The 21975-nt window shown below is 71.0% G+C and carries 20 protein-coding genes and 4 pseudogenes; 11 read left to right on the forward strand and 13 right to left on the reverse strand.

Features of this window, described 5'->3' with window-relative positions; all coding sequences use genetic code 11:
* Window positions 1-60: 60 nt before the first annotated feature.
* Complete coding sequence (locus ACIQM0_RS13325) at window positions 61-918, reverse strand: hypothetical protein (RefSeq protein WP_401286050.1); 858 nt, start codon at window positions 916-918, stop codon at window positions 61-63.
* Complete coding sequence (locus ACIQM0_RS13330; protein WP_401286051.1) at window positions 915-3101, reverse strand: right-handed parallel beta-helix repeat-containing protein; 2187 nt, start codon at window positions 3099-3101, stop codon at window positions 915-917. The genes ACIQM0_RS13325 and ACIQM0_RS13330 overlap by 4 nt, the downstream gene beginning before the upstream one ends.
* A gap of 122 nt (window positions 3102-3223) precedes the next feature.
* Between ACIQM0_RS13330 and hmgA the strand changes: the two genes are divergently transcribed.
* From hmgA to ACIQM0_RS13345, 3 genes are all read left to right on the forward strand, one after another.
* Window positions 3224-4552 carry a homogentisate 1,2-dioxygenase gene (gene hmgA / locus ACIQM0_RS13335; protein WP_401286052.1) on the forward strand — a complete coding sequence of 443 codons (1329 nt, stop codon included), beginning with the start codon at window positions 3224-3226 and terminating at the stop codon, window positions 4550-4552.
* Between the two features lie 44 nt (window positions 4553-4596).
* Window positions 4597-5382 carry a GntR family transcriptional regulator gene (locus ACIQM0_RS13340; protein ID WP_401286053.1) on the forward strand — a complete coding sequence of 262 codons (786 nt, stop codon included), beginning with the start codon at window positions 4597-4599 and terminating at the stop codon, window positions 5380-5382.
* Between the two features lie 114 nt (window positions 5383-5496).
* Window positions 5497-6714, forward strand: coding sequence for a type ISP restriction/modification enzyme (locus ACIQM0_RS13345; RefSeq protein ID WP_401286054.1), 1218 nt, complete (start codon window positions 5497-5499; stop codon window positions 6712-6714).
* 38 nt (window positions 6715-6752) lie between these two features.
* On the opposite strand, the pseudogene ACIQM0_RS13350 reads toward ACIQM0_RS13345, so the two are convergent.
* Both ACIQM0_RS13350 and ACIQM0_RS13355 read right to left on the reverse strand, forming a co-directional pair.
* A pseudogene (locus tag ACIQM0_RS13350) lies at window positions 6753-6904 on the reverse strand (sulfite oxidase-like oxidoreductase); the annotation flags it as partial.
* A gap of 439 nt (window positions 6905-7343) precedes the next feature.
* A complete protein-coding gene (locus ACIQM0_RS13355; protein WP_401286055.1) occupies window positions 7344-7736 on the reverse strand; it encodes a DUF6281 family protein in 393 nt (130 codons plus the stop codon).
* Window positions 7737-8526: 790 nt separating this feature from the next.
* Here ACIQM0_RS13355 and ACIQM0_RS13360 point away from each other — a divergent pair.
* Window positions 8527-9081, forward strand: coding sequence for a GNAT family N-acetyltransferase (locus ACIQM0_RS13360; protein ID WP_401286056.1), 555 nt, complete (start codon window positions 8527-8529; stop codon window positions 9079-9081).
* 276 nt (window positions 9082-9357) lie between these two features.
* On the forward strand, window positions 9358-10536 hold the full coding sequence (locus ACIQM0_RS13365; protein ID WP_401286057.1) for a S8 family serine peptidase: 1179 nt from the start codon (window positions 9358-9360) through the stop codon (window positions 10534-10536).
* Window positions 10537-10602: 66 nt separating this feature from the next.
* Here ACIQM0_RS13365 and ACIQM0_RS13370 read toward each other — a convergent pair whose 3' ends face one another.
* The 3 genes and pseudogenes from ACIQM0_RS13370 to ACIQM0_RS13380 all read right to left on the reverse strand — a co-directional run bounded on the left by ACIQM0_RS13370 (window position 10603) and on the right by ACIQM0_RS13380 (window position 12114).
* The gene (locus ACIQM0_RS13370; protein WP_401286058.1) at window positions 10603-11109 is read right to left on the reverse strand and encodes a hypothetical protein; all 507 of its coding nucleotides are present in this window, start codon (window positions 11107-11109) and stop codon (window positions 10603-10605) included.
* A gap of 252 nt (window positions 11110-11361) precedes the next feature.
* A pseudogene (locus ACIQM0_RS13375) lies at window positions 11362-11571 on the reverse strand (30S ribosomal protein S1); the annotation flags it as partial.
* Between the two features lie 195 nt (window positions 11572-11766).
* Window positions 11767-12114 (reverse strand): hypothetical protein, encoded by a 348-nt coding sequence (locus ACIQM0_RS13380; protein WP_401286059.1) that lies wholly within the window; start codon window positions 12112-12114, stop codon window positions 11767-11769.
* Window positions 12115-12564: 450 nt separating this feature from the next.
* Between ACIQM0_RS13380 and ACIQM0_RS13385 the strand changes: the two are divergent.
* The 3 genes and pseudogenes from ACIQM0_RS13385 to ACIQM0_RS13395 form a co-directional block, all read left to right on the forward strand.
* Window positions 12565-12975: pseudogene (locus tag ACIQM0_RS13385) on the forward strand (TetR/AcrR family transcriptional regulator); the annotation flags it as partial.
* Between the two features lie 37 nt (window positions 12976-13012).
* Window positions 13013-13213, forward strand: coding sequence for a cytochrome P450 (locus tag ACIQM0_RS13390; RefSeq protein WP_401286140.1), 201 nt, complete (start codon window positions 13013-13015; stop codon window positions 13211-13213).
* A 105-nt stretch (window positions 13214-13318) separates the two neighbouring features.
* A pseudogene (locus tag ACIQM0_RS13395) lies at window positions 13319-13852 on the forward strand (ABC transporter permease); the annotation flags it as partial.
* A gap of 13 nt (window positions 13853-13865) precedes the next feature.
* Here ACIQM0_RS13395 and ACIQM0_RS13400 read toward each other — a convergent pair.
* The 3 genes from ACIQM0_RS13400 to ACIQM0_RS13410 all read right to left on the reverse strand — a co-directional run bounded on the left by ACIQM0_RS13400 (window position 13866) and on the right by ACIQM0_RS13410 (window position 16029).
* Window positions 13866-14480, reverse strand: coding sequence for a TetR/AcrR family transcriptional regulator (locus ACIQM0_RS13400; protein WP_401286060.1), 615 nt, complete (start codon window positions 14478-14480; stop codon window positions 13866-13868).
* 177 nt (window positions 14481-14657) lie between these two features.
* Window positions 14658-14921 (reverse strand): hypothetical protein, encoded by a 264-nt coding sequence (locus tag ACIQM0_RS13405; RefSeq protein WP_123528064.1) that lies wholly within the window; start codon window positions 14919-14921, stop codon window positions 14658-14660.
* 304 nt (window positions 14922-15225) lie between these two features.
* Complete coding sequence (locus ACIQM0_RS13410; protein WP_385345456.1) at window positions 15226-16029, reverse strand: SGNH/GDSL hydrolase family protein; 804 nt, start codon at window positions 16027-16029, stop codon at window positions 15226-15228.
* 246 nt (window positions 16030-16275) lie between these two features.
* Between ACIQM0_RS13410 and ACIQM0_RS13415 the strand changes: the two genes are divergently transcribed.
* Complete coding sequence (locus ACIQM0_RS13415; protein ID WP_401286061.1) at window positions 16276-17382, forward strand: DUF5925 domain-containing protein; 1107 nt, start codon at window positions 16276-16278, stop codon at window positions 17380-17382.
* A 78-nt stretch (window positions 17383-17460) separates the two neighbouring features.
* Here ACIQM0_RS13415 and ACIQM0_RS13420 read toward each other — a convergent pair whose 3' ends face one another.
* On the reverse strand, window positions 17461-17835 hold the full coding sequence (locus tag ACIQM0_RS13420; protein WP_363025370.1) for a GntR family transcriptional regulator: 375 nt from the start codon (window positions 17833-17835) through the stop codon (window positions 17461-17463).
* Between the two features lie 123 nt (window positions 17836-17958).
* On the opposite strand from ACIQM0_RS13420, the gene ACIQM0_RS13425 reads away from it, so the two are divergent.
* On the forward strand, window positions 17959-18879 hold the full coding sequence (locus tag ACIQM0_RS13425) for a GNAT family N-acetyltransferase (protein WP_401286062.1): 921 nt from the start codon (window positions 17959-17961) through the stop codon (window positions 18877-18879).
* Complete coding sequence (locus ACIQM0_RS13430) at window positions 18860-19366, forward strand: DUF402 domain-containing protein (protein WP_401286063.1); 507 nt, start codon at window positions 18860-18862, stop codon at window positions 19364-19366. The genes ACIQM0_RS13425 and ACIQM0_RS13430 overlap by 20 nt, the downstream gene beginning before the upstream one ends.
* A 36-nt stretch (window positions 19367-19402) precedes the next feature.
* Here ACIQM0_RS13430 and ACIQM0_RS13435 read toward each other — a convergent pair whose 3' ends face one another.
* On the reverse strand, window positions 19403-20881 hold the full coding sequence (locus ACIQM0_RS13435; protein WP_401286064.1) for a trifunctional class I SAM-dependent methyltransferase/NUDIX hydrolase/VOC family protein: 1479 nt from the start codon (window positions 20879-20881) through the stop codon (window positions 19403-19405).
* Between the two features lie 121 nt (window positions 20882-21002).
* The gene (locus ACIQM0_RS13440) at window positions 21003-21893 is read right to left on the reverse strand and encodes an esterase/lipase family protein (RefSeq protein ID WP_401286065.1); all 891 of its coding nucleotides are present in this window, start codon (window positions 21891-21893) and stop codon (window positions 21003-21005) included.
* Window positions 21894-21975 lie beyond the last annotated feature (82 nt).

Consider the following 21975-nt stretch of genomic DNA (forward strand, 5'->3'; position numbering starts at 1 on the left):
CCGCACCGGCACCGGCGGCGGTATCGCCGCCGGTGCCGCTACCGCCGCCCGGACCGGCCGTCACCGTACGACGAGTTGGGTCAGGAGCAGATCGGACTCATGCGTCTCGACCTCGAAGAGCCCGGTGCGGTCGGCGGTGAACGTGAGCGTGACGGTCCTGCCCGCGGGCAGCCGCGCCTCCTTGTCGTAGCCGTGCACGTGCAGGGTGTCGTCGTGGTCGCTGCGGACCCGGAGCCGCACGGTCCGACCCTTCTTGATCTCGGCGCGCCCCGGCGCCGGGCTGACCTTGCCGTCGCGGACGGAGATCTCCAGCGTGGTGCCGGGGGCGGGCTCGGCGGGGGTGGACGCGGGCGGGGTCGTCGCCGTGGCGGTGAGGGCGGCGGTGGCCTGGACCGGGGTGGAGCCGACGGCCCAGGCGGTGTGGTCGTCGGCGTAGAGCCGGGCGGTGAGTTCGGTGCCGCCCCCGGCGCCGCGGAGCAGGGACTCCGGCAGGTGGAACCAGGCTCCGTAGACCCGGGCGAGCGGATGGCCGTCGAGGAAGAGGCGGGCGTGGCCCCGGCCGAGAAGTGCACCGCCGCCCACGCTGTCCGGGGTGAACCGGAAGTTCCGTACCGAGAGGTGGACGTTCCAGCCGTCCTCCGAGTCCGGCCGCACGGCGACGGTCACCTCCGGCGCGCCCTTGGCGTCGACCTGACGCAGGCGGTGACCGGAACCGTCGTCCGAGGACAGAAGCCGGCCGACGCTGCCGGTGGCCTGCTCATGGCTGGTGCCGGGCTTGTGATGTGTGGTGGCCCGTCCGCCGCAGGCACCCGCGCCGAGCACGAGGGCGGCCGCGGTGAGCACGGAGAGGGCGGCCCTGCGGCCGGTCCGCGGTCGCGACCGCGGGGCAGTCTGCACCTGATTCTGAAGGCGTGTCACGAGGCGTCTCCGTCCGGGGCGGGAGCCGGGGGACTCTGCGGCGGCGAGGTGCCGTCCGGGGCGGAAGCAGAGGCGGAAGCAGAGGCAGAGTCAGGCGCTGAGGCAGAGGGGGCACCGGCGGCCGGAACCCGCTCCGGGCCCGCCCGGCCCGTGCCCGCACCGCCGTCCGGAACCGGCTTCCCGGTTTCCCGCTCGCCGTGCCGGGCGGCGGCCACCACGGCCCACACCACCCAGACCACGCCGAGCAGGCCCCGCACCCAGGCGGGACTCAGCGGGATCCACGGGATCATGAACACGCCCTTGTCCAGTGCGTCGAGGAGCGTGAGCGCGCCCAGCACCACCGTGGTCCAGCCCAGGCCCGGCCGCTCCCGCCGCAGGACCAGCCCGATGCCCGTCCACCAGAGCCCGGTCAGGAGCAGCGCGACGGCGGGCAGGTACGAGGAGGCGAGCCCCATGGTCGACCCGGCGACGTCCAGGCCGAGGCCGATGAGACCGAGGACCGAGGCCGCCGTGGCGAGCCTGCTCGATCGCAGCCTGCGCCACCACAGCACGCCGCCGACCAGCACGAGCACCACCGCGATGCCCAGGGCCGCCTGGAACTCGATGCGCTCGATCCCGCGTGCCCCGTACCAGTCGCAGCCGGCCGGCAGCCGGCGCGCCTGCACGTTGTAGTCGGCGCAGACGAGCAGTTGGGCGAGCTTGACGGGCTCGCCCGCCAGGCGGTCGGTGCGGCCGGTGACCGCGCCGCGTTCGTCGCCGCAGGCGGGCAGCGAGCGGGGCGTGGAGGGGCCGGCGTCCGACTGCCAGCAGTTGCCGTCGCCCTGGCCGTCCCACCACACATCGGCGTGGTTGGGCCGCGCGTTGCCCGCCTTGTCCACGCCGAGATGGTTGTTGGCGTACCGGTTGTGGTGCGAGGTGTCGGTCTGCTTGCCGAGGGCGCTCTCGCCGCGGATGAAGGCGGGGACTGCGCTCAGGAAGAAGGCGGCGCGCTGCTGCCCGTAGACCCAGTTGTTCTCGTAGATGTTCCAGTTGCCGCCCGCGGTGATGATGCCGGTGCCCGGCGGCATGGAGATCTGCGGGCAGACCACACCGTTCTCGTAACCGCGCTCGACCGGCGGCTTGGCGCAGGTGCCGTCGGCGACGTACGGGTAGTAGTCGGCGTTGTTGTCGTGGATCAGGTTGCGCTCGAAGCGGGCGTGGTTCTGCGGCAGCCCCGGGTGGCCGGGGAAGGCGCTGTCCATCGAGGCGCCGCCCATGTTGTGGTCGAACTCGTTGTCGTGGACGTAGACGGAGTCACCGGCGGTGCCGGAGTAGCCGACCATGTTGTGGTGGCTGTGGCAGCCGGTGATCTCGATGGAGTAGCGCGGGACCTTGTAGCCGTAGCCGTCGTTGATGTCGGACGCGCTGCCCGGGTAGATGCCGGAGTCGCCGTTCCCGTACGACTCGCAGTTCTTGTAGAGGCCGTGGTCGCTGGCGAAGGTCAGGAAGCCGTACTCGTCGTTCCAGCGGGTCAGTACGTCGTCGATGACGAAGCCGTCCTGGGCCAGGATGTACAGCGAGTTGAAGGTGGTGCGCTGGGCGGTGAAGTTCTTGAAGTAGACGCCGTCGGAGCCGTCCGCCCGGACCGCGTTGAGCTTCCGGTACTTGGCGTCGATGACGACGTCGGTGCGCTCGGCACCGGTGCCCTCGATCTGGAGGTCCTTCTTGCCGAGGATCGCCACCAGGTTCTGGTTGTGCGGACACTTCGCCTGCTGGGCGTAGCTCAGGATCTGGTAGCCGAGCTGGGAGTTGGGGGCCTTCAGCCGGGCGCACTCCCCGGCCGGCGCCGGCAGCGAGGGCTCCTCCTCGTAGAGGCCGGGCAGGATCGCGATGTTCTTTCCTGGCTCGGTGACCGCGTCGACGGCCTGCTGGAGATGGCGGTAGCCGGACGTCTGGCACCGGTCGAAGAGCTTGAGGTTCCTGGACCGCAGGGCGTCGGGGAAGCCCGATATCCGGTGCTCGAAGTCGGCCCGGTCGCTCTTGCAGACCAGGAGGTCCGGCTCGCCGCCTCGGTGCTCGGGGACGCTGCCGGTTCCGTCGGGCAGGGTGACCGGCCGTTCCTCGTGCGCCTGGGCGGCCGGGACCGCGAGGAGGGCGGCGGCGAGCGCCGCCAGGATCACCAGAAGTCTTCGTGTCCACGACATGTGCCGGAGAGTAGAGCATTGTTCAACTTTTGGAACCCCCCTGCGCACGACGAATGCCGTTGACTCACCTCCTTTTGATTCCTACGGTTACCCATAGGATTCCTTCGGCACCGGGAGCGCACATGAGCGGCATCGAGCAGGCGAGGAAGACGGCGGAAGGGCTGCGGCATTCCGCGGGTTTCGGCAATCAGCACAGCTCGGAGGCGGCGCAGGGGGCACTGCCGCACGGCCGCAACTCACCGCAGCGCGCACCCCTGGGGCTCTACGCGGAGCAGCTGAGCGGCTCGGCCTTCACCGAGCCGCGCGCCCACAACCGGCGCTCGTGGCTCTACCGGATCCGCCCCTCCGCGGCCCATCCGCCGTTCCGCCGGATCGACAACGGGGCCGTCCGCACCGCCCCGTTCACCGAATCCGTCCCCGATCCCAACCGGCTGCGCTGGGACCCCCTCCCGGAGCCCTCGCCCGGTACGGACTTCCTGTCCGGCCTCTGGACGCTGGGAGGCAACGGCGACGCGGTGCAGCGCAGCGGCATGGCCGTGCACCTCTACCACGCCAACTCCTCGATGAAGGACCGGGTGTTCAGCGACAGTGACGGCGAGCTGCTGATCGTCCCCGAGCACGGCGGCCTCCTGCTCCGCACCGAACTGGGCCTGCTGCGCGCCGAACCGGGCCATGTCGCGCTGATCCCGCGCGGCGTCCGCTTCCGGGTCGAGCTGCTCGACGCCACCGCGCGCGGCTACGTCTGCGAGAACTACGGCCAGCCCTTCGTCCTCCCCGAACTGGGCCCGATCGGCGCCAACGGCCTCGCCAACGCGCGGGACTTCCTCGCACCCGTCGCCGCGTACGAGGACGTGGAGCGCCCGGTCGAGGTGGTCAACAAGTTCTGCGGCAACCTCTGGTCGGCGACGTACGACCATTCGCCGCTCGACGTGGTCGCCTGGCACGGCAACCACACCCCGTACGTCTATGACCTGCACCGGTTCAACGTGATCGGCTCGATCAGCTACGACCACCCGGACCCGTCGATCTTCACGGTGCTGACCTCGCCGTCGGACACCCCCGGTCTGGCCGGGGTCGACTTCGTGGTGTTCGCCCCGCGCTGGCTGGTCGGCGAAAACACCTTCCGGCCGCCGTACTTCCACCGCAACGTGATGAGCGAGTACATGGGCCTGATCGAGGGCGCGTACGACGCGAAGACGGCCGGCAAGGGGGGCTTCGTGCCCGGCGGCGGCTCGCTGCACAACATGATGTCGGCGCACGGCCCCGACCGGGAGACCTTCGACCGGGCGAGCTCGGCGGAGCTGAAGCCGCAGAGGATCGACGACGGCCTGGCCTTCATGTTCGAGACCCGCTGGCCCGTCACGGCGACCGGGCAGGCCGCGACCGCCGGACACCTCCAGCACGGCTACGACGAGGTGTGGCAGGGTCTGAGCCGCAACTTCAGGCCGTGACGGGCCGCGCAAGAGCCGGCCACGACGAATACAGGTGACCCAAGGTGCCGCAGCCCCCTCTGAAGCCCCCCGCGCCCCAGGGGGCCGCCTTCGCGCCCGACTCGCTGGTCCTGAACCGCAAACTGCCGCTGTGGTACCAGGTCTCGCAGTCGTTGCGGGCCTCCATACTGGGCCGCACCCCGGACGCCACACTGCGGCTGCCGACCGAGGAGCGGCTCGCCGCGCACTACGGCGTCAGCGTCCTCACCATGCGTCAGGCACTCAAGGAGCTGGAGACGGAGGGGCTGATCAGCCGGCACCGGCGGCGCGGCACGTTCATCGAACCGCGCGCCCGCCGGGTGTCACCGGTCCGGCTGCTCGGCTCGATCGACGCGATCGTCGCCCAGCAGTCCGGCGAGCTGACCACGGTGCTCGACCACGGCCCGTTCGCCGTTCCGGGTGATGTCGCGGAGTACTTCCCCGGCTGCGCGGAGGTCGTCGGCTACCGGCGGCTGCGGTGCGACGAGGAGAGCGGCGAGCCCACCAACTGGGCCCGGAACTGGATCCATCCGGAGGTCGCGGCCGGGCTCGACCCCGCCGATCTCGACCGCTGGCCGATGACGAAGGTGCTGCGCGACCGGGTCGGTGTCCGGATCGCGAGGATCACCGACACGGTCGAGGCCCGGCTCGCGGACCCGGTCACCGCCGACCTGCTCCGGGTCCCGCTGCTCAGCCCGATCCTGTACTACACGGGCGTGACGTACGAGGAGAGCGGCCGGGTGGTCGATGTGGCGCAGATCCGTTACCGGGGCGACCGCTTCTCGTTCTCGGTCACGGTGGAGGCGCACTGACGCCCCGGCCGCCTCCGCCTCCCGGCCCACCGCACAGGCACCCTGCCGCGGCCCCGGCCGCGCCGTTACGATGCCGGGGAAGGCGGCGGACGTGGCGACGGGGAGGACGACACGGTGGCAGCACCGGCAGCGGCCGGCTCCGGCGAGGGCCCGAGCGGCCCGCTCCTCGACGACCTCATGCCCTGGTCCGTACGGCCGTTGCGGACCGGACGCCCCTGGGTGACGGCTCCGGACGCGGCCTCGCTCAGGGCCCGCTGGGACCGCCTGGTGCGGGCCGGGGACGCCGAGCGCGAGCGGCTGTTCCGGCCCACCCGTTCCCGTACCCCGCACACTCCGGTGGCCGCCCTGCCCGGACAGAACACCGGGACCGGCCGGTTCGCCCGCGAGCCCGGCCGGTGCCCGGAGCCGGTACGGATCCTGCACGGCCCGTTCGACGAGCAGTGGCTGCTCCCCGACCACCGGCTGATAGACGCCGCCCGTCCCGAACTGTGGCGGGTGGCCGACGGGCACCAGCTCTTCGCCGTCGAGCACGGCCGGGTGCCCCAGGACACCGGCCCCGCCCTGTCCGTGACGGCGCTGCTGCCCGACGGTCACTCCCCCGCGGGCCGCCCCGGCCGGATCCGTCCGCTCTACCGGCGCCCCGGCGGCCTCGAACCCAATCTGGCACCCGGCCTGCTCGCCCTGCTGCGCGACCGTCACGGGGACGCGGTCGGCGCGGAGTGCGTGCTCGCGTGGATCCTGGCGGCGGCCCGGCACTCCCCGGCCGGCTGCGTGGTGCCCCTGCCCGCGGACACGGCGCGCTGGTTGGCGGGGGTGGAGCTGGGCCGGGAGCTGCTGCGGCTCCAGTTGCGCGGGGCCCGCGGCGGGGAGCGGCCACGCCTGCCGGGCGGACGCCGCCCCTACGTGCGCGCCGCGGTGCCTCCCACCCCGTCGGACCTGTCGTACGACTCCGAGGAAGAGGCGCTGGTCCTCGGCACGGGCCGCGTCTCGCCGGTGCCTGCCGGGGCGTGGGAGTTCCGGGTCGGCGGCGTACGGATGCTGGAGCTGTGGTTCGAGCGGCGCACGACGGTGGCCGGGGCGGACGGCCTGGAGGCCGTACGGCCCCGAGTCTGGCCGCAGGAGTGGACGTCCGAGCTGCTGGAACTGATCACACTGCTCGCCCTGCTCGCCGAACTGCGGCCCCGGCAGGACGAACTGGCACACGGCCCGCGGATCGGCGCGGAGGAGCTCTGGGCGGCGGGGGTACTGCCGGTGGCGGCCGCGGCACGGCGGCCCGCGTCCGTACTCGACCACCAGGAGGAGGGCCCGGACGGGCAGTTCGCGCTGCTGTGACAGCGCGGCTACCAGCTTTCCGTTGACCCCGAGGCCGTCTACCGGCTCTCGTCCTCCTGGTACGAGTGCCGTCGGCCAGTGCTGGGATCGGCGACGTTGTGGAAGCCACGCTCCCCCAGAAGCCGCGCCGGTCCTGGGTCATGTACTCAATGGCCCGAAGCCACTTGGGCCCTTTGTAGCCACCCTGATGTTTCGTCTGCACAAGTAGGCGCGGTTGTGGCGGGAGGAGTACGCCTTTCCGCCCCCTTGGTTGCCTGCCCGCCCCGCGAGCCTCCGAGCAGGGCGGCTTTCGGTCGGAAGCTGCGGCGCCGCCGGAGGCGTCTTCGCTCGACGACATCATCGGCGCCCGGCCTGATTTGTTTCTCTTGCGTACTCCCGCTCCACGTCGGCCAGTTGCGCCCGTGCCATGCATGACGGACTACCGGACCCGCCCGCTCGACGAGCGCGAAACGCGCAGATAGATCACGACCCGACTCACCCCTAGAACACCCGCTCTAGCGACTGTGAGCGTGCTGGACGCGCCCAGCTGGACAGCGAGGCTGAGAACGGTCGTTACGTGGCTGCCCCGCCTGGTGCGCGGGGTTCGGTGTGGTGTCAGCTTCGAAGCACACCGAACCCCGCGTTTCAGATCAGGAGCCGTCGATCAGTTTCTGCACCTCGGACGGGACCTCTTTGCCAGAGTTAACGGCGAAGAACGTGGCCGTCTCCGGCGTGTCCCCAATGGCGAGGGCGACCTTGGGAGAGATGCCGTCTACTTCGTAGGCATTCTCTGACGAAACCGACTCCTCGCTCTCATCCTGACCGCCGGTGTCATCGCAGGTTGTGTGGGTTGCGACGCCGATCTTCTTCCCGGGTGTGAACCTCACGTTTGGACTCACGTCCAGATACGATCTGTCCTGATAGGTGTACAGATTGGCGCAGGAGGCATCGCCACCGCCCCCACCGCCGGCTGTGCATGCGGCTACTGACATCACCATGGCCGCCGCCACCAGCAAGCCAGTGGATCGCCCGGTCCTGCTCATACGTGTTCCCCCTCAGTGGATGCTGCAAGGAAGAAAGGCGCTTCCTCTTCCCCGAGTAACCTCGCCATCGCTCAGCACGGGAACGAGACCGTGCCCATGGTGAGGCCCTCGTGTTCCGCGGTTTGACGCAGGCAACTCGGATCAAGTTCCCTTGCCGCGCGTTTTTTCGGCCCGCGATGTGATCCCGCAGCCTGGGGCAGGCGGCAAGGATCACACTCAGGCCAACCGAGCGACGTCGGCCACTGCTCCTGGCGCACCGGCGGCGCGGCAAATTCGAGCAGCCGTCCGAAGCGCCCGCCGATATGCGGCACAGGGCCGGGACGGGCTTTGTCGGGTTGTTCCACGAACGTATGGCCGCGCTGCTTGTAGTGACGGCGTGTCGGGCAACCCGCCAGCATGACTGATGTACCAACAAGCAAGCCATAGGAAGGACTTGGTGATCCCCCCTTGCGGATAGGGCGCCGCTTTGTCCGTGCGGAGCCCCGGCACCGGACGCGGGACTACGTCCGTGGGCCACTGGGCCCGGTGGACCGCAGGCACGGCTGACAGCTCGCCGAGCACCTCGGCGCGGACGACGGAATTCCCGGTTCAGCGACTTGCTTCGGCTGGCAGGATCGAGGCCATGCCGATGGAACCCTTGGTGGCCCGAGCCCGTGAGCTCTGGGAGGAACTGGCGCGGGCGCCAGTGTCGTTCGCCCAGCCGTGCGGTGTGAATGTTGTGGTCTCCCCGCGGTCCGGGCTGTGCCCGGTTGGCTGGGTCGGAGTGGTAGCTCTGGGCGGATCAGCGATCGTGACCACGCCGAATGACAGCGCCGCCGTGATCGTTCGTGACGCACTGGGGAGGCTGCCGGTTGAGGCCGTCGTGGACGCTGCGTTGATCCGGGAGGCCCTTCCGGTCGCGCGGGTGCTCGGGCCGGCGGCGCTGTCATACGTGTCCGCAGGGGGATTCCGGCCGGCGGACACCGGTGCGTTGGCGGTGGAGCAACTGCCGGCCGTTCATCAGGATGTGCGGAGCTTGGAGCGGATGGCTGGCCATGAGGACGCTGGTGAGGCTGATCTGGAGGAGATCACGTCGCCCGCGTTCGTGGTCCGCGAGCACGGCCAGGTGGTCGCTGCTGCGGGATACCGGGCCTGGCCGAGGCGGACGGCCCATATCGGCGTACTGACGGCGCCACAAGCACGCGGACGTGGACTGGCACAGGTGACGGGCTCAGCGGCGGTCACTCACGCCCTCGCTGTCGGGCTGCTCCCGCAGTGGCGCGCCCGCCCTCCCGCCTCCCGCCGTGTTGCGGCCGTATTGGGCTTCGAGGAACTGGGTTCCCAACTCAGCGTCGAGTTCGCTTGACACGAACAACGACGAGGCCGGCTGGTCGGGCACGACCAGCGCCGTTCCGTGCTCGGCCTGCAACTTCGCGAACAGCTCACGGGGCTTGGGCTCTGTGTGCGGCAGCCGCTTGTCGAACACCTTCTTGCAGGGTGGGTCTGATCGGCTGACGGGGCCGACAGGGGCGGCGTGTCGGGGCCAACGGGGCACGGTGGCGTCGGAGTCTACGAGGGCCATGCCCTGCTGCCGCCGCCAGGCGGGTCGCAGGCCCACAGCCTCAGCGATGGAGTGTTGGATATGCGCATGCTCTGGGGCGGCGTGACCGCCGCCGCTCTGTTGATCGCGCCGCTGGGATTCCCCCTGCCATCGGCTGTGGCTGCCCCCGTGGCGGACGCCCCCCTCTACCATTCCGGTCGGGCCGTGCCGGGCCAGTACATCGTCCGGCTCGACAGGACTGCGAACGTGTCGGGGATGGTCGCAAGCCTCGGCATCAAGACGATGTTCACCTACGACACGGTGCTGCGGGGCTTCTCCGCCGCGCTGACCGGTGCGCAGCTCGACGCGGTACGCGCGACGCCCGGCGTCACGGCGGTCGAAGAGAACTCCACCGTCGCCGTGTCCGACGGCACGCGCAGCGAGCGGCAGTCCCGGGCCGCCGCCACGTCGTGGGGGCTGGACCGGATCGACCAGCGAAACCTGCCGCTCGACGGGCAGTTCAACGCCGTCGGCACCGGGGCGAACACGACGGGCTACATTCTCGACTCCGGCATCGAATTCGGCCACAGCGAGTTCGGCGGGCGCGCGGTTGCGGGCTTCGACGCGGTCGGAGACGGCCAAAACGGTCAGGACTGCAACGGCCACGGCACCCATGTGGCAGGCACGGTCGGCGGCAAGACCTTCGGGATCGCACGTTCGGCGAAGCTGGTGAGCGTGCGGGTAGTGGACTGCTCGGGCGAGGGCAGCATCGCCGGGACCATCGCGGGTCTGGACTGGGTCGCGCGGAACGCCGTACAGCCCGCGGTGCTCAACGCCTCACTCGGCGACGCCTACTCACCGGCGCTGAACCTCGCAGCCGACGCCCTGGCCGAAAGCGGCGTCCTTCCGGTGGTCGCGGCGGGCAACGACGCGAAGGACGCCTGCACTGCCTCGCCCGCGAGCGCACCCGAAGTGCTGGCCGTCGGGGCCAGCGATAGAACCGACCGCCAGACGGGCTTCAGCAATTACGGCCCTTGCGTGTCGCTGTTCGCCCCCGGGCAGGACATCATCTCGGCCAGGCTCGGTGGCGGCAGCGTCTCCAAGAGCGGCACCTCGATGGCCAGTCCGCACGTAGCGGGCGTTGCCCTGCTGTACAAGGCGGCACACCCGCAGGCGGACGCCGCAACCGTGGCCGGCTGGCTCGACGACGCATCCACGAAGGACACCCTCTCGGTCACCGACGGCTCCCCCAACCGGCTTCTGTACACCAGCGGGTTGTGATCTCGAAGCAATCCGGGGGGACGGTCAATGGGCGCAGGGCTCAGCGTCTGCCTTTGGAAGCGAGTGCTACTTACCTGAGCCGGCAAGCCGAGTTCCGGCTGTATCAAGGGCGGAAGCCGCAGTCTGCTTCCGGTGCAGATAGCCATCACCAGGACAGCCGTCATCCGGGTCTCCGGTCGGACACATCGAAGGGTGGTCTTCGTCACCGAAGAGATAGACATTTACCTCGCAGCCGCCGGAGGAGAAGATCAGCGACAGGACGGCGCCATGCGTGGCCGTCTCGTCAGCGGCGTTGAACTGGTCGGCATCAGCAGATGCGTAGAACGCCCAGCGGCCAGATGACAGGGCCGAAGGGTTCTTGCAGTCTGACGCGCGCAGCCAGTCGAAGTGCTCGGCAGCGAAGGTGTGATCCTCGTGAAAGGTCAGGGACGTGCCCGCTTCGCTGGTCCATCGCCCCTGAACCTGGTCCGCTGAAACGTCTGCGGCATAGATCCTCGCAGCCAAGCCACAGGACACGGTCAGCGCGATCATCAGCCCTGTGAAGCCGATCGAGCGCCACAACTTTCGGCTCACGCCAGCCCCTCCCCATACCTCCGGGCGGCCGCCTTCCTCGCGGCCTCATCGACCGAACCTAGACTATATTTGAACGCGATCAAATGGCCCAGTGATCCGCCGTCAAGGTAACCAGGCGGAACGTAAGGGCTCGGCACTCCGGGATCGCGTTCTGGACGCCGTGGAGCCGCAGGTAGTCGCGGACGGAGCCGTTGTTGTAAGCCTTGTCCTCAGCGAGGCTGTCCGGCTTCTTGCGGGGCCTGCCGGGCCCGAGACATCGGTGGGATCATCCAAGCGCCGCCAGGACAGTTCGGGGATACCGAGGAACCCGACACCGGGCAGGATGGGATGGCCAGGCCCGTCGTCCAGGGCCACGAAGACCCCGAACCCTTCGATCGCCGCGACGGTACCGGACAGGATGTCGCCGCAGTGCGGGGAATCCAGGAACGCCCAGAGTTCCGGGCTCTCAGACTGCCAATCCATACCCGCAGCCCTGACACACGACGTCAGGTGCCGGCCATGCCCTCAAGCTGCGGCGACCGTCCGCAATCCGCCATGCTTCAGCCGCCACACCTTGATCGCCCGCAGCATCCCTGGTCGACGAGATCGCGTGCTTCGTAGCTGAGGAGCCCGACGGGCAGAAGGGCGGGGATCAGCACGTTCACGTACCAGGCGATGTCAGTAAGCCTTGGCGCTCCAGGAAGGCTTCGCCGGTCGATCGTCGGGAGGAAGCAACACTGAGAACGGCCCCGGGAACAGCAACTGGCCACCGGTTCCCGCCTGCGGGTGGTAGACGCAGATCGCGACGTCGAACGCACGATTGTCCGGGGCATCCAGTAGCGACAGAACCTCGTCGGCCCGGTCAACAACTGTCGCTTGCCAGTCAAACATGCCGTCGTCGTTCACCACGTAGGAGAGCCCGAGTGGTTCCTCCAGCGACCACCCCGCTTCCGTCAAGGCGCTCACCACGTCGCTCACGGTGACGGCACGCGCAAACACAAGGCCTACGTCCGAGGTCCGGGACACGCCTGACTCCTGGTGTGCGGTCTGATCGGATTCAAGGGCATCCTCGCCGTCTGAGTCACCAGCTGTCGACCGCCTTTCTCCGGGTCCTCGGCTCCGCAAGGGTGCCTGTACCGAGAGCCGGTCCGGGGTGCGGGGTCACCTGGCTGCAGCGGCAGCCCTTTCCTGACCAACTCGCAGGAAGAGTGTGGATGATGGCGGGGTCCAGTGGGGGCGCGTCGAAGCTGACGGCACGCAGCGACTTGTCGCGGGGCAAGCCGGCGGCCTTGATCCGCCGCTCGGAACGATTACCCCCAAGGTCGTAACCTGATTGGCGGAAGGGAAGTGCACGCGATGGAGGCAGGGCCGACCGGTGGCGGTCAGCGGGACGGGCAGGGTTCGCGGCGGCGCCGCGAGATCGTGGCCGCGGTCCAGCGATTGCTCGGCGAATGGGGCAGCTCCGAGCGGCTGACGATGCGGGCGGTCGCCAAGGAGGTGGGCATCTCCGCTCCGAGCATCTACCTGCATTTCCAGGACAAGACCGAGCTGGTGTGGGCGGCGCTCGAGGACCGCTACGGCGAACTGGCCGCCCAGATGGCCGCCGCGGCCCTGGCCGGTGGCGACGCGGATCCGCGGGACCGGGTCCGGGCGCAGGCGCACGCGTACTGCCGGTTCGCCCTGGGCAGTCCGGGCCACTACCGGCTCATGTTCGAGGTGCACCAGCCGGCGGCGGACCCGAGCAGGATCGGCGCCCACCCGGCGCGGCACATTTCCGCCGGCCTGCGCGCCGGACTGCGCGGCCGCGCGGAAGGCGGGTTCGGCCTGTCCCTTCCGGTGGAGCAGGCCGCGCAGACGCTGTGGGCCGGACTTCACGGCATGGTCTCGCTGCACCACAGCCTCTACCACGACGAGTTTTCGGAAGATCTGGTCCTGCAGCTCGCCTTTCGGCTACGGCGTCCACGCCTGCCTCGGCCAGAACGTCGCCCGCGCCGAACTCAGGACCGTCCTGCCCAAGCTCTTCCAGCGCTTCCCCAACCTGCGGCTCGCCACCCCGCTGGAGGAAGTCCCCATGGACTTCACCGGTACCAACTACGGCGTCCGCAAGCTCATGGTCACCCGCTGACCCAACCCCGGTTCCGGGCACCGCTCCCCGAACGCCTTGCCTCCCGTGAGGGGCAGCACGCTCCGGGGAGCGGTCCCGGCCGCGGCATGACTCCACGTTCTTGGTACGCACCCGGGCGTGACGGACCGGTTCCGCACGCTGCCGATGAGCCGGTCCGCCGTGCCGTTCGGGCAGACCGCGGCCGACCTGCTGACCACGGCCGTCGGCATGGCCGCGCTGATCCTGGTCGGGCTCGCGGTGGGCCGGCGGATCGAGGGCGGGCCGGCCGCCGCGCTGGGGGCGTTCGGACTGCTGACGCTGTTCCGGTTCGCCGCCGCGTGGGCGGGCTGCTGGCTCGGGCCGCTGGTCCGCAGCGAGGAGGCGGCCGGACAGCTGGGCGCCGCCACGTTCATCCTGCCGCTGCTCTCCAGCGCGTACATCCCGACCGGCAATCCGCCCGGCCCGCCGCGCACCCTCGCGGAGTGGAACCCGATCAGCGCGGCCGCCGCGGCCGCCCGGGATCTCTTCGGTAACGCCGCACCGGCCGCGGACGCAGCCTGGCCGGTCGCCCATCCGGTGGCCGGGACGCTTCCCCGGTCGGCGGTGCTGCTCGCGGTCGCCGTACCGCTGTCCGTACGCCGGTACGCAGGCGGCGAGTGACGGGCGGCGCCCCTCAGGGGCCGTCGGACAGCGCGGCCGGCCGGTCCAGCGCGCCCAGCAGGGAGATGAAGCTCGACTCCAGAAACGCGCCGAGCTCCGCGAGGGCGTCCGGTTCGTCGAGCGGCCAGCTCGTGACGGCCTCCTCGGCGAAGGCCATCCAGGCCCGTGCGGCGACGAGCAGCCGGGGTGAATCCGGCATCCCGAGCCGCCGCTGACCCTCCTCCACCCGCCGGGCCAGGGTGGCTCGGGTGGACTCGACGATGTCCTCCACCGCGGGATGGCTGCCTGCGGCGCCGCGGACCAGCGCGAGATAGACCTTGCGGTGCTCCGTGACGTACGCCGCGAAACCGGCGATGAACGACCGCAGCCAGGGAACCGGCTCCAGCGAGGGGTCCGGTTCCGTGGCCGCGGCGAAGTCGTCGCACTCCCGCCGCACCACGCAGCGGTAGAAGTCGCGCTTGGAGTCGAAGTAGTGGAAGAGCAGCCCCCGGGAGATACCGGCGCGGCGCGCCACGTCATCGGTGGAGAGCTCGTCCAGCGAGCAATCGGCGAGCATGTCCACGCCAATCGATACCAACTGCGCCTTTCGCTCGTCGGGGCTCAGGCGCGCGGCTCGCTTTTCGGGCATACGGCCAGTCTAGAAGTACTTCGACACCGAATTACCTCGCCACCCATTTCACCGCAGGCCGACGGGGACCCACAGCCACGCCGAGAGCCTCACGCGGACATGGCGACGCGCCACTGCCGGCCCCGGGGATGACGGGAGAGCGGGCAGCAGCGCGGAACCTGGACCGGGGCCGTCGGATCAGCGGCGGCTACCGAAGAGCGAGCGTCGCAGTCGTCGCAGAGGCGCGAAGAGCGAGACACGCGCGCTCTTGCTCCGGCGTGTGTGCGCGGCGTCGCGCGAGGTCAGCTCGCGCATCAGCAGCGTCGCCTCCGCGGAATCGCGCTGCGGGACGACAGGGCCGCCCAGCACCGCGAGATGGCGGTCGAGGCGCGAACTCGTCGCACCGCTCCCGCAGGTAATAGCAGGCACTCGCGGCCTGCTGCGCACCGTTATCTGTTCCATGTCACTCCCCACCCGTACGAGGGCACCCGACCCGGGCAGGTTAACCCTATCCCCCCGCGACGACACTCGTGTATCCCGGGCACAGGATTGAGCACACACATACGGAGGTTGACGACGGTTCTCCGAATCTGCCCGATTCCAGGGCGAGTTGGACAGAGCGTCAGCGATCGGACACCCCGGGGCCGTCCGGCAGAAGGCACCCGAAGGAGGCCCCTGCCTGCGGGGCCTCCTTCGGGCGGACGGCTGGAGCGGACGACCGGAGCGGACGGCCGAGGCGGACCGAGGAAGGGCGTCGGCGCGGGTGTCAGGCGGCCGAGTTGAGGACGGGGAGATAGCCACCGGACTGCCCGGCGGCGAAGGGGTGGTACGACTCCCCGATGTCGAGCCAGTTGAGGCTGTGCAGCCAGGCGCTTCCCGAGCAGATCTCGTGCCCGGTGAACTTCCCCGTGACGTCACCGAAGGTGAAGCCGTGGTCGGCCGCGCGCTTGGCGGTGGCCGCGTTCAGGTAGTCGGACGCGCCGTTGATGGCGGAGCGCACCTTGTCGCTCAGACCGACGACGCAACTGCCGCCGATCTTGTAGAAGCGCGGGTAGCCGAGGACGACGACGTGGGCGGACGGAGCCTTGGCGCTGATCGCCGAGTACACCGAGTCGAGCTTGCCCGGCAGCGTGGTGTCCACATAGCTGCGGGCGGTGGCGATCCGGCTGAGGCAGGTGGCCTCCGACTGGAGGACACAGGTCGTCATGACGTCGGAGAATCCGGCGTCGTTGCCGCCGATGGAGAGGGAGACGAGGTCGGTCGAGGCGTTGAGCGGCCCCAGCTGGCCGGCGGTCACGTCACCGGTACGCGCCCCGGAGCAGGCGGTGAAGGCGAACGAGGCGGGAGAGTGCGCCGCCGCCCAGAGCGAGGGATAGGCGAGGGTGCTGCGCTTGCAGTCCCCGCTGGAGCTGATGTAGCTGCCCGAGCCGACACCCGAGGAGTACGAGTCGCCGAGGGCGACGTAGTCGACGGCTTGGACCGACGGAGCGGCGTTCGCGGTGGCCGCCCCGGTCAGGGCGATGACGGCACCGAGCAGGAGCGAGGACGAGAACGCCACGAGTCTGGACATTTTCAATGGAATCTCCCTTGGACCGACCAGCAGGATCTCTGCCACCTACGTGGTAGCAGCAGGGATGGCCATTCCGGAAGTGTGCATGCCAAGTCCAACGGATGACCTTTGAGCGCCGGTCCCCTGAGTGCGCGTCACTCCGGCGCGCGGAAGATCGCGCGAGCGCCCGCCCGCTGCCAGGCCGGCGCGCAGGAAGGTGGCGAAACCTGGGTGCGCCGGGTGCCCCGGTGCCGGATCATGGGCGCCATGTCCGCCAACCCCGAGTCCGCGCTGCCGATCCGGCTCACCGTCGACGACAGCGACTCCCCGTCCGACGTCGTCGACGCGCTGTTCCTCGGCCGCTTCGCGACGGGCGAGCAGTCGTACTCGCACAGCACCTCCCTCGACCGGGTCAAGAGCGGGGCGACGCTGCTGCCCGCGGCCGCCACGGTGCTGCGCGCCGCCCGTGACGACGACCGCAGCGCCATGCTCGCCGAGGGCGAGGGCTGGACGCTGCTCGTCTCGCGGTGGAACCGCGGCGCCGACGTCACGGTCACCGCGACCAGCCCCGAACTGGCCCGGAAGGTGCTCGACGAGGCCACGGACGGCGCCCAGGACGAGCCCGATCCGCAGCCCGAGAACGTGACCATGGGCTTCTGGCACATGTCGCCGCGCCGCGGCCCCTCCCGCACCACCCGGCAGATCACGGCCGGCACCTGGGACGAGGTCCGCGCCAACTACACCGCCCCGGTGGCCGATGCCATGGACCGGCTGATGAAGGTCACCCCGGACGACGTCGCGGGCCGGCTGCTCCTGCTGCACGGCCCGCCGGGCACCGGCAAGACCTCCGCCCTGCGCACCCTGGCGCGGTCCTGGCGGGACTGGTGCCAGGTCGACTGCGTACTCGACCCCGAGCGGCTCTTCAACGACGTCGGCTATCTGATGGACATCGCGATCGGCGAGGACGACGGCACGGCGAAGGGCCGCTGGCGGCTGCTGCTCCTGGAGGACTGCGACGAGCTGATCCGCGGCGAGGCCAAGCACACGGCCGGCCAGGCGCTGTCCCGGCTGCTGAACCTCACGGACGGGCTGCTGGGCCAGGGCCGCAACGTCCTCGTCGGGGTGACCACCAACGAGGACCTGGAGCGGCTGCACCCGGCGGTCGTCAGGCCGGGCCGCTGCCTGGCCCGGATCGAGGTGGGCCCGCTGACCCGCAAGGAGTCGGTGGCCTGGCTGGGCACGGACGAGGGCCTGGGACGCGACGTGGCCCACGAGGGCGCGACCCTGGCGGAGCTGTACGCGCTGCGCCGCGGCACGGGCCCCGCGTCGGTCCCCCAGCAGGACTCGGGCGCGGACGCGGGCCTGTACCTCTGAGGGCCGGCGGGAGCGGGTCGAGCCCGCGGGCGCAGGTCCGCCCGCGTCGGGCGGCCGAGGACGCCGTGCCGGGCCGCCTCACCCCGAGTACACCGCCCGCACCGCGTCCTGCGCCAGCGCGAGCGCCCTCGCACGGGACACGCCCAGCCGTTGGGCCTGCTCCGCGTACTCCCGTGCCGCGGACGCCGCGTTGCGGTCGGCCGCGTCCCCCGCGGCGGCGACGAACGTCCCGTTGCGGCCGCGGGTCTCGATCACCCCGTCCGCCTCCAGCGCCCGGTACGCCTTGGCGACCGTGTTGGCGGCGAGGCCCAGCTCCTCGGCGAAGCCGCGTACGGTCGGGAGTCTGTGGCCGACCGGCAGCGCGCCGGAGCGGGCCAGTTCGGAGATCCGCGTGCGCAGTTGCTCATAAGGGGCGGTGCCGGAATCCGGGTCAACGGAGATCTTCAGAGTCACGGGCCCGATTCTCCCCCCACCGCCCGCGTCCGCCGGCACCTGCCGCCCGCGTCCGGCCCCGGAGCGGCCCGCCGCCGGAAAATCACGGGCGGCCTGGCGGTGCCTCCGGGTACGGTCCGGCGCATGACTGTCATCGTGCGCGACTTCCGCACCTCCGACGCCGAGGACTGGGTACGGGTACGGCGCGCGGCGCTCCCGTTCATGGTGACCACCCCGGAAGCGGTCGTCTTCGGTCTGGCGAACGCCCATCCCGACAAGCGGTACCGCCTGCTGGTCGCGGAGGAGGACGGCGAGATCATCGGAACGGCCGAGGCCGGTCTGTCCCACGAGAGCCCCCGGCCCGGTCAGGCGTCCTGCAATCCGCACGTCCATCCGGAGCGGACCGGCCGGGGCGCGGGCTCCCTGCTGCTGCGCACGGCCGAGGAGCATCTGGCCCTGGCCGGTGCGACCGAGATCTACAGCTGGGTGCTGGACACCCCCGGCGACCGGGCGTTCGCCGAGCGGCACGGATACGTCCCGAGCCGGCCGGCGCACTTCATGCATCTGGATCTGGCGGGTGGCACCCTGCCGCCCCGTCAGGAGCTCCCGGCGGGTGTGAAGCTGCGGACCGGCGCCGATTTCGACGACGACCCGCGAGCGCTGTTCGAGGCGGACGCGGAGACCACCGCGGACGAGCCCGGCGACACACCGTCCCAGCCGTCGGACTACGAGAAGTGGCTCACCGAGACCTGGCGCAGTCCCGGGCTCGACCACCGGCTGACCTCGGTGGCGGTGGTCGACGGCGAGGTCGCGGCGTTCAGCGCGGCGGAGTGCGACGGCTCGGGCCGCTACTGGTCGGGGATGACCGGCACCCGGCGGGCGTACCGCGGGCGCGGGCTGGCGAAGCTCGCCAAGAACGACTCGCTGCACCGGGCGCGCGCCGCCGGGTACACCGACGCGTACACCGGCAATGACGCCGGCAACGGACCGATGCTGGCGATCAACCGCTGGTTCGGCTACGAGATCTGTGCCACGGAGGTGCGCCATGTCCGCAGCGTCGGCTGAGGCGGAACCGGCGGAACTGACGGTCGTCCTGGTCAAGGCCGGAAAGACCAGGATCAGCTACCCCGCCGCCCTGCTCGCCGACAACGGCACCCGGGTGACGGTACGGGCCCCCTGGGCCTCCCCGCGGGTCCGTGACTTCGGCTTCGTACGCTTCGAGCCGGGTGACGTGTTCACCGAGCACTACTGGCGCGACGCCTGGTTCGCGGTGAAGGAGGTCCGCGGCGGTGCGGGCGAACTCAAGGGCTGGTACTGCGATGTGACCCGCCCGGCCGTGCTCCGGGACGGTGAGCTGGTCGTCGAGGACCTGGATCTCGATCTGTGGGTGTCGGCGGACCGCTCCGGCGTACTGCGCCTGGACGAGGACGAGTTCGAGGAGAGCGGACTGGCCGGGCGCGATCCGGAGGCGGCGGGTGCCGCCGTCGCGGCGCTGGACGAGCTGGAGCGCCTCGCCCGTACGCCGGAGGGGTTCGCCGGCCTGCTGGGCTGAGGGCTCCCGGCGCCGCCCGGACCGGCCGAGGGGCCCTCAGCCGGCCACCAGCTCCACTTCGTACCCCGCCGCGTCCTCCAGGTACGCGGCCACGTGGCCGTCGCCGCCCGCGTGGGGATGGCGGTCCGTGAAGAGCAGCCGCCAGCCGTGGTCCGGGGCGCGGGCCACCAGCGCGTCGAGGGCCGCCCGGTCCGCCACGTGGAACGCCAGGTGGTTGAGGCCCGGACGGCACCGCTCGTGCGCCCCGGGAACCAGGTCGGGCGACTGTTCGATCACCACATAGCTGTCGGCCCGCCGCCAGCTGCGCCCGTGCGTCCACCGCTGGTACGGGACATGGCCCAGCTCGCCGAGGAGCCAGCCCCATCCCGTCTCGGCCACCGCGAGATCGGGCACCCACAGCTCGATGTGGTGGACCCGCCCGGTGCGGACCCCGCCGGTCGGCAGCGGGACCGCGCGGCGGGGGCCCCACGGTTCGTACGCGACGGTGTCGCCGTCCTCGTGCCAGTGGATCAGGAACCGCTCCCCCGCCCGGTAGCCGTCCAGTCCGGCCCGGCAGTACGCGACCATGTCGTCCGGCAGGGCGTCCAGCGGGAACCACGCCAGCTCCGAGCACTTGTCCGGTTCGCGGTTGTACGGCGGCCGGGCCGGGTCGTACTCCGCCTCGAAGAACCAGCCGGTCCGGGGATTGCCGCCGGGCCCCCGGTGCTGCATGACGAGGGCCACCCGCAGCTCCTCCGGTTCCAGGGCGATCCCGATCTCCTCGGCCGCCTCGCGGATCATGCCCTCGCGGACGTCCTCGCCGTCCTCGACGTGTCCGGACGGGGCGTGCAGCAGCCCGTCCGCGTACCCGGTGCCGGCCCGGCGGGCGAGCAGGACGTCGGAGCCGCGCCGCAGGAGCAGGTGCACGTCCACGACCTCGGTGTGCCGGCGGGGCGGTTCGGCGCGGGCCACCAGGGTGTAGCGCTCGTCGTCGACGTCCTTGCCCCAGAGATCGCGGTCGCCGGAGAGCCGATCGTGGTGGATGCGCTCGGTGAACGGAGCGAGCAACGAGGTGAGCTGGGCGGCGGACAGCCCGACCCCGTTCCACACGCCCTCGATCAGCACCAGTCTGCCGCCGGGCCGCAGCAGGCCGAACCAGTGCCGCAGGACCGCCGCCGGGTCGGGCAGCAGCCACACCACGTGCCGGGCCAGGATCACGTCGAACCGCTGCTTGCCGACGGGCGGTGCGGCGGCGTCCCCGGCCAGCACCTCGGTGCCCGTACCGGCCAGCTTGGCGCGCGCCTGCTCCACCATGCGCGGCGAGCGGTCCACGGCGGTGACCCGGTGCCCCTGCCCGGAGACGAGCAGCGCCAGGCTTCCGGTGCCGCACCCCAGGTCGAGAACCTCGGAACGCTCCTGGGGCAGCCAGCTCTCCAGCCGCTGCGCCCAGGCGTGCCGGACCACGGGGTCGAGCAGACCGTGGTCGGGCTCCTCGTCGAAGGAATCGGCGGCGGAGTCCCAGTCGATCGTCGTCATGGACCGATCGTGCCATCTGCCGCCGGCCGTCTCCACCACACGGCACGGCCGCCGGGAGACCGGACGGCCCCGGGCGCTCCCGGGGCCGTCCGGTCTCCTGACCCGTTCCTGGCGAAAGACCCTAACCGACGGCCGAGGCGCAGGTGGTCGGGGTGGCGTGCGCCGGGTCCAGGGCGTTCGCCACCTCGTGGTAGGCGACCCGGTCGACGGTCCCGATCGCCACGTGCTCGGAGAGATCGACCGGGCACAGGTCCTGGAGCAGGACGTTGTGCACGTCGGGTCCGTCCAGGAACTGTGTCCGGTACGGGGTCACGACCTCGTCGTACTTGGTCGAGATGACGGTGTAGTGCACGCCGGGCACGGTGTCGCCGCCCGCGTTGAGCTTGGTGATGAAGGGGGATCCGGCCACCTGGTCGGCGAGTCCGGGCGTGCCGGCGTTGAGCAGGTCCTCGGCGCCGGGGAAGTACGGCAGCAGCTTCGTCAGGCCGAGGAGGGTGGTGCCGTGGTTGTCGGGCGCGAGCCCGATCATGGCGTTCACCCTGTCTCCCCCGCCGAGGAACTTCAGGTAGTAGTTCGGCATCATGCCGCCCTGGGAGTGGCCGACGATGTCCGCCTTGGGCGCCCCGGTGGAGGCGAGCACCTTGTCGACGAAGACCGCGAGCTGCCCGGCCGACTTGTCGATCGGGCCCAGGCCGTTGAAGAGCGGCACCCCGGGGAGCTGCCCGTAGTCGAGCGAGTAGACGCAGTAGCCCCGGTTCACCAGGTAGGGGGCGAGGACGAGCCAGTTGTCGACCGAGTTCCCGAAGGTTCCGTGGACCAGGACGACGGGCCGGGGGTGGGCTGCGGAGGGTTTGCAGGAGTAGTCGTTCCAGCCACGCGAGGTGGCCGCGGCGGCGGGGGTGGCTGCGGCGGCAGTGGCCGCGGGGGTGGCGACTGCGGCGACTGCGAGGAGCAGTGCGGCGAGGGTTCTGCGCGCTCGTGGGGTGCGCGGCGCACGGGTCCAGGGCAGCATCGTGGGGTCTCCTTGCGGCTCAAGGGAGTTGCGATGTCTGTGCACCCTGCGGCCCGGACCACAAGTTCCGACGACGTTCTAC

It is taken from the genome of Streptomyces sp. NPDC091387 (assembly GCF_044756945.1).
In the GTDB taxonomy this organism is placed as follows: Bacteria; Actinomycetota; Actinomycetes; order Streptomycetales; family Streptomycetaceae; genus Streptomyces.